3 protein-coding genes are annotated in these 11,346 nt (G+C 58.6%); 1 reads left to right on the top strand and 2 read right to left on the bottom strand.

The genetic code is table 11. From position 1 onward, the window contains the following. Positions 1-167: 167 nt before the first annotated feature. Both WEB54_RS06255 and WEB54_RS06260 read right to left on the bottom strand, forming a co-directional pair. Entirely contained in the window at positions 168-8,774 is an 8,607-nt protein-coding gene (locus WEB54_RS06255) for a glucoamylase family protein (protein WP_368054268.1), read from the bottom strand. 299 nt (positions 8,775-9,073) lie between these two features. Then, positions 9,074-10,108, bottom strand: coding sequence for a sodium:calcium antiporter (locus WEB54_RS06260; protein ID WP_368054270.1), 1,035 nt, complete (start codon positions 10,106-10,108; stop codon positions 9,074-9,076). Between the two features lie 190 nt (positions 10,109-10,298). Between WEB54_RS06260 and WEB54_RS06265 the strand changes: the two genes are divergently transcribed. Next, positions 10,299-11,327 (top strand): YecA family protein, encoded by a 1,029-nt coding sequence (locus tag WEB54_RS06265; protein ID WP_368054272.1) that lies wholly within the window; start codon positions 10,299-10,301, stop codon positions 11,325-11,327. Positions 11,328-11,346: the final 19 nt, after the last annotated feature.

The following is an 11,346-nucleotide window of genomic DNA, read 5'->3' on the forward strand; positions in this document are numbered from 1 at the left end:
TGAATCGCCACGTGACGTGGAATTCAGGATGAAGTACCAAATTACACCAGAGAAAGGAGTCAGTCGGTTCGCTGACGCACTAAAGAAAGCACAGTATTTGAGTTCCGTCCTTTTCGAGTCGATCGTTATACTCTCGTCATTGCGCCTGCGCTCATGGCCAATATCTTTTAGCCCAAGTTTACCTCGACACAATGTTCCTTAAGGTCATCGATCAGAGGAATGCGTGCATCGGGACGCTCAATTCCGTCCACTGTCACCCGGGTTTCCTGAGCGGATGGCTCGCCGATCCGATTGACTGTTATGTGGTAGAGGGTGTCACGAAAACGGTAGTGGATTTTGTAGCCATCCCAGTTGGCCGGGATGCAGGGCATAATGCGCAAATGATCCACTTCCAGCTGCAGCCCGAGCAGCGTTTCCACCGTCAGCCGGTACATCCAGCCTGCCGCACCGGTGTACCAGGTCCAGCCGCCTCGGCCAGTGTGCGGCACCACACCATAGATGTCTGCGCACATGACATAGGGTTCAACTTTGTACTGTTCAATGGATTCAGGCGTACTGCCGTGGTTAACCGGGTTGAGCATCGCGAAAAACTCCCAGGCGCGCTCTGTGTCGCCCTGCATGGCAAACGCCATCGTAGCCCAGATAGCAGCATGGGTGTATTGGCCGCCGTTCTCGCGCACACCGGGTATATAGCCCTTGATGTAGCCGGGCTCCAGGTCTGATTTGTCGAAGGGTGGGTCGAGCAACTGAATGATGTTTTTATCGCGCCGCACCAGGCGCTGGTCCACTGCCATCATCGCCTGGCGGGCTCGCAGCGCATCGCCCCCGTTCGAGATGACGGCCCAGCTCTGGCTGATCGAATCAATCTGACATTCGTCGTTACTGGTCGACCCTAAAGGAGTGCCATCGTCGAAATAGGCGCGTCGGTACCAGGCGCCATCCCAGGCCTGAGCCTCGATATTACCGCGCAGTTGTTCCGCCTCGGCGCTGCACAGTTCGGCAAACTCCAGATCATTGCGGTCGCGAGCCAGGCCAGTAAACAGCTTAAGATTCTCGACCAGAAACCAGGCCAGCCAGACGCTCTCGCCACGGCCATCCTTACCAACAAGATTCATGCCGTCGTTCCAGTCACCGCAGCCCATTAGCGGCAAATGATGGATGCCAAACCGGAGGCCATGCTTGATCGCACGCACACAATGCTCATACAAACTGGCCGCTTCAGATGAGCGTTGTGGCTGATCGTAGTAGGCCTCCTCTTGCGCATACAACTCGCGGCCTTCCAGGAACGGGATGGACTCATCGAGCACGCCGGTATCGCCGGTCGCCCGTACATAACGGCAGGTGGCATAGGGCAACCACAGATAGTCGTCGGAAAAATGAGTGCGCACACCCTGTCCGTTGGGCGGGTGCCACCAGTGCTGCACATCTCCTTTGAGAAACTGGTGTTCTGCATGCCGGATCAGTTGCTCGCGGGCGAGCCACGGAGTTGCATGAACCAGCGCCATGGTGTCCTGCAACTGGTCGCGGAAACCGTAGGCACCACCAGACTGGTAATAGCCGCTGCGCGCCCACAGCCTGCACGACAATGTCTGGTAGATCAGCCAGCCGTTGGCCAGTACGTTCAGCGCCACGTCTGGCGTGTCGACGCTGACCGCCCCCAGAGTGTGGTTCCAGTGATCCCACACCGCTTCCAACGCCCGTCGCGCCCCCGCCTGTCCGCCAAATTGCTGGATGAGATGCCGCGCCTCATCGGCGGTGCCGGCCGCACCGAAGACGAATACGATCTCATGTTCCTGACCGGCACCGAGTTCGATCCGGGTCTGGATCGCGGCGCATGGATCCAGCCCCGCCCCGGTTCTGCCCGACAGATGTTGACGTCGCATCGCTGCTGGACTTGCGAGCGCACCATTGCGACCGATGAACTCGGTACGGTTACCGCTCACCGATCGCTCGCGCTCGCTGGTTTGCGCGAACACTACCCGGTTGGCACATTCGCGTCCGTAAGCATTCCGGGCGAACAGCGCGCCGCTGTGCAAATCGATTTCGGTAACAATGTGCATTAGATTGGCGTGCCGCCACTCGCCCAATACCAGTTCCCAGAACCCGGTGAGCGACAGGCTGCGCGCACGTTTGGAATGGTTACGCAGTTTGACCATCAGGAACTTGACCGGTGCATCCATGGCGACGTAGGTAAACAGTTCCGAGGCTATGTCATCCTCACGGTGCTCGAACACGCTGTAGCCGAAGCCGTGCCTGCAAACGTAGCCGGAGCAACCGCCAGCAGGCAGCGGCGTCGGCGACCAGAAGGAGCCGGTATCTTCATCGCGAATATAGAGTGCTTCGCCGCAACTGTCTGAAAGCGGATCGTTGTGCCAGGGGGTGAGACGGAATTCGTGCGCGTTTTCCACCCAGGTATAGGCGCTGCCGCTTTCGCTGACCACGGTGCCGATATGAGGGCTGGCGATCACGTTGACCCAGGGCGCCGGCGTAGTCTGTCCCGGTTCAAGGGTGACGATGTATTCATGGCCATCGGGCGTGAAACCGCCCAACCCATTGTTGAAAATGCGCTCGCGCGGTGTCAGTGGATATACCGGGTTGGCGCCCGCCTGCTGTGACGGTTCCAGCAGATCCGAGGTACGTTCTGGCGAGACACGGCGATCCACCTGTTCGACCAGGGTCTCGGCGGTGTCACTGAAGACAATGCGGGCTACCGTCTGCAGCAACACCCGTTCGTCCTCGGAGAGTTCTTCGGCACGGCGCACGAAAATCCCCCCCGGTTTATCGATCACCTGCCCTTCGGGTCCTGCGTTGATCAACCCCATAATCAGGTCCTGCAGCTCCGCCCGGTAGCCGGAGAAACCCTCGTTAACAATCACCAGGTCGGCGGCCAGGCCCTTCATGCGCCAATAGGCGTGCGCTTGTACCACCTGTTTGACCAAATCGACGCGATCAACATCACCAATCAGGAGCAGGACGATGGGCAGATCGCCCGAAATGGCAAAACGCCACAATCCGGACTGTCCCAGTTGGTTGCGGGCAATGATGCCAGGCGCCGCACGGCGCAGGGCATTGCCGTAAATAACCGAGTTTGCCAGGCGGCCAAAAAACTGAGCATCGGCTTCGGTTGCGTTGAGGTGTCGCAATACCTCCTGGCTCTGGAACCAGGCCATCTCGAAGGCGCGCTCGACAAAGTGGCGGTCGCCGTATTTCTCGAGCAGAGCCAACGCGGCCTCGCGTGTGTCTGCCATCCCGGAAATGATCTGCACACTCGCCGACTCATCGGGCGACAAGGTCAGGGTGCTGCGGATTGCCACGCAAGGGTCGAGCACAGCCCCCTGCGTATTCGACAGCGTCGACGGGCGGTCTGTGCCATCCAACACCACCGGGTTGGTCGCTGTACGGCCGCGCCCAATGAAGCGGGCGCGGTCGGTCTCACAAGACGGCTCGTCGGCCACTGAACCCGGTGCCGCCAGCAAATGAAACATCCAGGGTAACTGCTCGCCCGGCGTGCGGGGCCGCCGGGTGCAGAGAATGGCTTGCTGCCCGGGCAAAATTTCGGTTTGTACGAACAGATTACTGAATGAACGGTGCGCCAGATCGGCATTCAGCGGCGCCAGTACCACTTCTGCGAAGCTCGTCACTTCAATGTGGCGAGTACGCGACGACTGATTGGTGAGCGTGACGCGGCGGATCTCGACGTCGTCTTCCGGGGATACGCTGATCTCGGTGTGTGCTTCGATCGCGTGGTCGCGGCGCCGATATTCTGCGCGCGCCTGCACGAAAATTGCTTCGTAGTGATCGGCCGGGCGCAGCGTCGGCTGGTGTGCAGTCGACCAGTACTCTCCGGTATCGCGATCGCGCAGGTAAATGAAGGTGCCCCAGCTATCGGAGGTAGCATCCTCACGCCAGCGAGTGACAGCGACGTCACGCCAGCGGCTGGTGCTGCCACCGGCATGAGTCGCCATGACGTGATAACGGCCGTTCGACAACAGATGAACTTCAGGAAGTCGTGTATTAGGGTCGGTAAACACACGCATAGTTTCACCGATGTCTGCGCTCGGGAGACGGGCGGCGGCACTGACTTCAGCCGCGTGCGGGTACAGGGTATTTCCTTTCTTGGGCACCCGCTCCTGCAGCAGTAATTCAGTCGCCCGCACCAGCGGATCGGACAGGAAGCGGCGCTGCATCGGCTGGTCGAGCAATACATGCGCAAAAGACAGCAGACTCATGCCCTGATGATGCACCATGAAGGTCTGCACGATGACGTGCGGCTTGCCCCGTGGCACGCGTGAGGGCGTGTAGTCGATGGACTCATAGAAACCGTAGTCGCCGAGGAACCCTTGCTCGGCCAGCACCTGCAGATTGCGACATGCTTCCCGCGGCATCACCGTCAGCGCGAGCGCGCTGGCATAGGGCGCGATCACCAGGTCGTCGCCCAACCCACGCTTGAAACCCAGACCCGGCACACCGAACGCCCGGTACTGGTAAACATGGTTAAGATCGGTGGCACTGTAGCAGGATTCGGAAATACCCCAGGGCACCGCGCGTTGCCGGCCGTACTCGATCTGGCGCGACACGGCCGCCTTGCAGGTCTGTTCCAGCAGGGTATTTGGGTAGCTCGGCATCACCAACTGCGGCATCAGGTACTCGAACATTGAGCCGCTCCACGAAATCAGGCTGACGTCGCCGCCATGGCTGGTCAGCAGGCGGCCGAGCGCGAACCAGTGTTTCTGCGGTACCTGCCCCTGCGCGATGAGCAGAAAGCTGGCCAGGCGCGCCTCCGAAGCCAGCAGGTCGTAACAGGCCGGATCGCGGCGCCGTTCACTGATGTCGTAACCGATGGTCAGCAGACCACTCCCGGCATCGTAGAGAAATTCGAAATCCATCTCCGCCAGCAGACGGCAACGATCCACCAGACTATCGATGAGGTCGAGTTGTGCCTGCGCCCGGGCGCCCCTTAGGCCAGCCAGTTCCAGCAGGCTCGGGAGCGCACTGCCCTGCCACGACTCGGGCACTAAACAGTCGAGTTCATTGCGCACCGCACATAATTGCTGATCGAAGGCCCGTGCCCAGTAATAGAGTTCTCCATCAATGTCGACGTCCTCTGGCAACGAGGCTGACAGCGCTCCGCCGATGCGGTCTATCTGGTCCAGCGCACTGACAGCGGCAGCAAGCGTCTGCGGCGGACCCTTCAGCAAAAGGGCCCTTAGGGTGTCTTGCAGCACGCGAACGTTTTCCGCCAGTTTGGGGGCTGGTGAGGCGGGCCACTGATCGGCCACCACCTGCAGGGTATCCTGCAAGCCTTGCAGCACGCTAACCGACAGTACCGGTTGATTTTTCAGTTCAGCCAACCCCGCCTGCAGGGTCAGCAGGCTGCCGGCCAGGTTGCCGCTGTCTACCGAAGAGACGTATTGCGGGTGGAGCGGTTGCAGCGTGCGCGTGTCGTACCAGTTAAGAAAGTGGCCGTGGTAGCGTTCCAGTTTTTCCATCGCCGTGAGGGTGTTGTCGATGCGTTGCAGGCATTCCCCTGCAGTGAGATAACCGAAATCGACCGCAGCCAAATCAGCCAGCAGCGACATGCCGATGTTGGTAGGCGAGGTGCGCGAGGCGATAGTTGGCGCAGGATAGACCTGAAAGTTGTCTGGCGGCAGCCAGTTATTATCCGGGCCGACGAAGTCCGCAAAGTAGCGCCAGGTGCGGCGAGCCGCCATACGCAGGAAGCGTTGCTGATCGAGGCTCAAGCCCGGCTTGGGGACAACCAGCGGCCGGCTGAGCCACCAGCCGAGGACAGGCGATACCAGCCACAGCACCAGAATAGGGACAACAACAAACCACGCCTCCTCCAATCGGCTCTCCATTAAGACCAGAGCCGTAGCCAGCGTCAGTGCGAGCACCGGTGCAATCCACATCTCCCGCAAAAACTCAGTCAGTGACCGGCAAGCATTGCGGTGTGCATAGCCGGGCAGTTGCCAGAGTAACAAACCACGGCGCGTGAACGGCAGCCTTGCGCCCGAGCGCAGAATTGCCCCCAGGGCAATCTGGGTGTCGTAGGGCATAAAGGTCAGGCTCAGCAAAGCAAGTGCCAACGGACGAACAGCCGTTTTTCCGGTCAGGCTCAGGTGCATCAGCCAATCGCCTTCTGCAGGCTTGCGAATCAGCTCGATCAGGGTGGACGACAGGGTAGGCAAAAACACCACCGCCACGACCAGAAGAGTCCACACCCACACAGAGCCCGGACTCAAAAGCCATCCCCCCACCAGCAAAGCAAGCAGCGCTGGCGCCACCAGGCTGCGTCGCAAGTTATCGAAGATTTTCCACAGAGACAGCGCCGACAGCGGATTCGACAGCCGCTTTGACTTTGCACCTTTCACGCCAGGTGGCCCTGGCACGCGCGGCAGCAACCAGCCGGCAAGCTGCCAATCACCGCGTATCCAGCGGTGGCGCCGACTCGCCTCGATGGCGACACTGGCCGGTTGCTCCTCAATCAGGTCGATGTCGGTCACCAGAGCCGAACGCGCGAAACCGCTTTCCAGTAAGTCGTGACTGAGGATGAGGTTCTCTGGAAAGCGTCCATCGAGAGCCTGACGAAAAGCATCAACGTCGTAGATGCCCTTGCCGATGAAGGAGCCTTCCCCAAAAACATCCTGGTAAACGTCTGACACTTCTCGGGTATAGGGATCGAGACCCGAGTCACCGGCGAACAGCTTGGTAAAGCGTGACTGGCTGGCACTGGTCAGGCTGATTGAAGCGCGCGGTTGCAGGATCGCGTAGCCTTCGACGATGCGGCCTTTGGCCGTGTCGTAGACCGGCCGGTTGAGCGGGTGCGCCAGGTTGCCGACCAGGGCGCAGGCCGCATCACGCGGCAGTTGGGTATCGGTATCCAGGGTAATGACATACTTAATCGAACCAAGAATGGATTGATCACCGATGATCTCCGAAAAGGCCGTGTAGGCCTCGCCCCGGAGCAGAGCGTTGAACTGCTCGAGCTTGCCGCGTTTGCGCTCGTAGCCCATCCACACCCGCTCCACCGGATTCCACAGCCGCGGCCGGTGAAACAGATAGAAAACACAGGGCCGGTCATCTCGGTAGGTGTTGTTGAGTGTCTCGACCGCTGCACGCGCGTAGGTGAGCAAGGCGACGTCGTCCGGCAGCGCTTGCTCTGCTGCATCGCGAAAATCCGTCAGCAGGGCAAAGTACAGATTGGAATCCCGATTACCGAGATACCGTATCTCCAGGGCTTCGAGCAGATGATCGATTTCCCGTCGACTGCTAATTAACGTGGGTACGATCACCATGCTGCGGTGAGCGACAGGTATACCCGCTGAGAAATCCAATCGTGGCAAGACCCGCGGAGGCACAAACAGCGTAATCGCCCGATTGATCAGCGCAACGGCGAGCGCCGAGGCGCCAATCACCCCGCTGATCGCAAAAAACCAATAACGCCAGTCATGGGGTGCGAATCCACCAAACGCAGCAAGCACGCCTGCGGTCGTGAGCAGCGTCAGTATCAGAATGCAGCCAAGATACAGGGGCAAGCGAACACGACGGCTTGCGCGTTTCACCCGGGTTAACAACGAAGGGCGATAGCCGACCGAACGCTCCAGACTTGGCCGCCCCCGATCAATCAGGTAGTAGCCGACATGCGCACTGCGGTCGTGCCGACCCCGTCGCGCGGCGGCTGCCTGCGCAAGAACAATGGCCTCGCGTGCCACCGCCATTTCATCACAGGCACTGTCCCGCGCCACGTCTTCAATAACATGCCGGTAGCGGTCGCGAGTCGCGAAATCCTGCTGTGCATGCGTGCCTGAAGGGTCTTCGCATAACCTCTTTTCGACGATACTCAGCGACTCGACGTACATCTTCCAGTTCATCGCGCTGATAAAACGCAGGCTACCAATGCTATTGGCGATGGATATCTGGTTGGCCGCGTCGGTCCGCCCGGCGGCTTCCGACAGCTTCGTTGCGGTCACGCCCTGTTCCAACAGTTCCTGTTCAACCCAGGTTTGCACGAAGGCCATGGCGGGCCCGTGCGCCTGGAGCCGGTCATAAAACTCTTCCACAAACGGCGCGGTCAGAGGTACATCGGCATGGGCAAACTCAGCCAGTAAATGGATCAACTGTTTCGGGTCACTCTCAACGGCGTCAAGCATGCGGTTCGCCCAGGTGATGGCCGCATCGCGCTCCTCTCGCCGTCGAGCAATGCGCACGCCGACGCGGCGCAGATTCTCCAGCAGCGCCAGTTGCAGCATGATCGGAAAGGCCCATAACTCGCCGAGTTTCAAAGGTTCAACAGATTGATAGGCGGCAACGAATTGGGTGACGTTGTCGCTGTCGACGCGGCCATCCATGTGGGAAATCAACTCCAGCGCCAGGTCGTAAATGCGGGGAAAACCCGCCGACTGACCATCCGCCAAACGCGGCAACTGCCGGCTGTATCCGCGCGGAAGATGTCGACGCGCCAGGCCGATCTGCTGCTCGATTAGATAGAAATTATCGAGCAACCAGGCTTCGGTCGGCAGGATTCTTTGCCCCGGCTTGGCGGCAGCCGTGACGACGTCGTAAGCATCCAATAGAACGCGCGCATTGCCTGCCAGCCGTGGCAACAAACGGTCTGCCCCGGGGTGCGGGTCAATTTGATGCTGACCGCCCAGGGTGACTGCATGACGCTTCAGTTGCTCAATGCTGAACAGCTCCGCGCGCAACAACTCGGTATCCTGATCGTGACGCAGCCCATCCCTTGTTCGGGCCGAAAAACCGAACGCCTTGATGGTCATAACGTGCTCCTTGTTTAACCTTCGGATGGTCACCCTGACCACATGCCGGTCTTGACCGAAAATGCATCCTTAGTGGTTTCGAACCCTCACCCTTTTGTCGGTTTATTCGGCCAGTCTCCAGTGTAGGTCGTTTTGGCTGGTATTGAGGGAAAGAAGTGGTAAAGGAGGCCCTTTTAGCGGGTCAAGCCTTTGCGAATACCAGTAGCAGGTTGGTGTAGAGGATGCTGTCAGTGGATTTTTGTAGTTGGGCTGGGAGTAGTTGGCTGCGATTGGAAACAGGAAGCACGCTTAATACGGGCCTACCAGAGCAACAGCGCGACACCCAGCAGATAAAGCACCATGATCACTACGCTTTCCATTCCGATCTGACCGATGCCGTGACGCTCGCGACGAATCAGGCCCATCATCAGAACGCCAGACATTAACAACGTCAGCGCAGCCCAGAACATCGAGTCTTCCGGCAGGGCGTGATAAATCGAGCCATCCCGATAGGCGATGTCCGAAGCGGCGGTAAATAATGTATCGAAGGCATTACCGCCAATGATGCCGCTAACGGCCAGAGTCAGGGCGCCCCGGCGAACCGCCGCCACAGAGGTGACCAGTTCGGGAATCGAGGTGCTGATAGCGGTTAGCAATACGCCGACCAGGGTCTGCGTCAGATTGGCCTTGCTGGCAATGACCGTGGCGGCTGGCTCCAATGCCCAACCGGAAACGCCGAGAATGATCATTAACACCAAAAAACGAAACCAGAGCCCGGCCAGGGACAGCTTGCTATTGGCGTCGTCCGGTTGATCCTCGCGGGTATCCCGGGTCAACGATGGACGCCACATCGGGTGTTCCGAGGCACGCCGCACCAGATAAATGCCATAGGCGTAAACAATCAGTAATACTGGCGTCACCGGGTGCACACCGCCGATGGTGTAGTTTGGCAAATAAGGTGACAGCAGAATCAGCGACAGCAGGCAGATCAGCAGGCCATTCTGCATCATGTTTGGCAATGAGGCAGCGGCATGCTCCAGATTGGCGCGTCGGTAAACCATGTCGGCCACACCCAGGAAAAACGTCTGGACGGCGATCCCACCCAGAGCATTACTGATCGCCAGTTCAGCATGCCCATTCCAGGCTGCCGTGACCGACAAGACAGACCCACCCAGCGATGTCGACGCCCCCAACAACACAGCGCCAGCAGCAGCTTCGCCGATTCGGGTGCGATCGGCCAATTGGTCAACTACACCGGTGATCCGGGTACCGGCGATCGCGATTACCGAAGCGCAGCCGACAAAGACAAGCATTGCCTGCAGCAGGGTCCAGTTTTCCGGTTCAAGCAAAAACATTGTGTCGAATCAACCTCCTGGCAAAGTGGGTGACAACGCCGTTTTGGCTGAGCATAGTTGAGGTATAGTCGATATGGGAAAACACTACCCTACACCATTTCGACCCGGCGGCCAGACTATGTGATAATTTGCTGGCTCCTGAACAATCCAACTTGATGATAGGCAACTATCAATCATCCCCAACCGCGCAATGCGAGAGGTAATCAAGGTGACTGATGTTGGCCGAAACGAACCCTGCCCCTGCGGAAGTGGCAACAAGTTCAAACGCTGCTGTATGGGCAAGCAAGAAAATACAAACCGGGGCACCGGCCCGGCTGAAGTAATGGACGCTCTGGGCAACGCGCTTGAGAAGCAGGAATTCAACTCTCTGGAAGAGGCACAGTCGTTTGTAGCCCAACTCACCCAACAACAAAACCAGCGCTCGATCGATGACTTTCAAGGTCTGTCGCCCGAGCAGATACACTGGATGCTCAACCAGCCATTCGACTCCCCCAGCCTGGTCCGGTTTCCTGAAGTACTCGATACCCAACCCACCGCCCCTATTCTCCAGCTATTCAACCTGTTAACAGAGACGATTGGCGAGCAGGGCCTGAAACCCACCGCCAAAGGCAATTTGCCGCGTAATTTTTGCCGTGAGGCCGCCCTCACCTATTGGGGTGAACAGGAATATCAGAGAAGGACCCGTTTTAGTGGCATTAACCGTGAAGACGACTTTTACGACTTGCACATCACTCGCATACTCGCCGAATTGGCAGGGCTGATTCGTAAATATAAGGGGAAATTCATACTCAGCCGTGAATGCCGCCAACTCCTGGCAAAAGGAGGCCTGGCCGCGGTTTACCCAAGATTGTTCAGAGCCCATGTAGAAGAGTTCAACTGGGCTTACCGAAGTGGCATTGACGAACTGCGTTTTATCCAGCACGCCTGGCCGTTTACGCTTTATATGCTCAGGCGCCATGGCGATACTTGGCACCCGGCAGAGTTTTATGAAGGCGCCTTTTTGAAAGCCTTCCCGTCAATCATGGACGAGTTCCCTCCGAATCCGGTGGTCAGCCCGGAAAGATCTGTACGCCTCACCTATACCATCCAGGCGTTGCATGATTTCGCAGGCTTTTTGGGGCTCGCCACTGTGGAGCCCACCTCAGACGACATCTTTAACCGCGAGTATCGGGTTAGAGCCTTGCCGCTGTTGGAGAAAGCGGTTCAATTTCAGGTTTAGAGTTTTCCGACGGACCAAG

It is taken from the genome of Saccharospirillum sp. (assembly GCF_040881935.1).
Classification (GTDB): Bacteria; Pseudomonadota; Gammaproteobacteria; order Pseudomonadales; family Natronospirillaceae; genus Saccharospirillum.

What these genes read in the sequence shown, in the direction of transcription:
- WEB54_RS06255 (WP_368054268.1), bottom strand. Translation starts at nt 8,774, where the DNA reads ATGACCATCAAGGCGTTCGGTTTTTCGGCCCGAACAAGGGATGGGCTG.
- WEB54_RS06260 (WP_368054270.1), bottom strand. Translation starts at nt 10,108, where the DNA reads ATGTTTTTGCTTGAACCGGAAAACTGGACCCTGCTGCAGGCAATGCTT.
- WEB54_RS06265 (WP_368054272.1), top strand. Translation starts at nt 10,299, where the DNA reads ATGCGAGAGGTAATCAAGGTGACTGATGTTGGCCGAAACGAACCCTGC.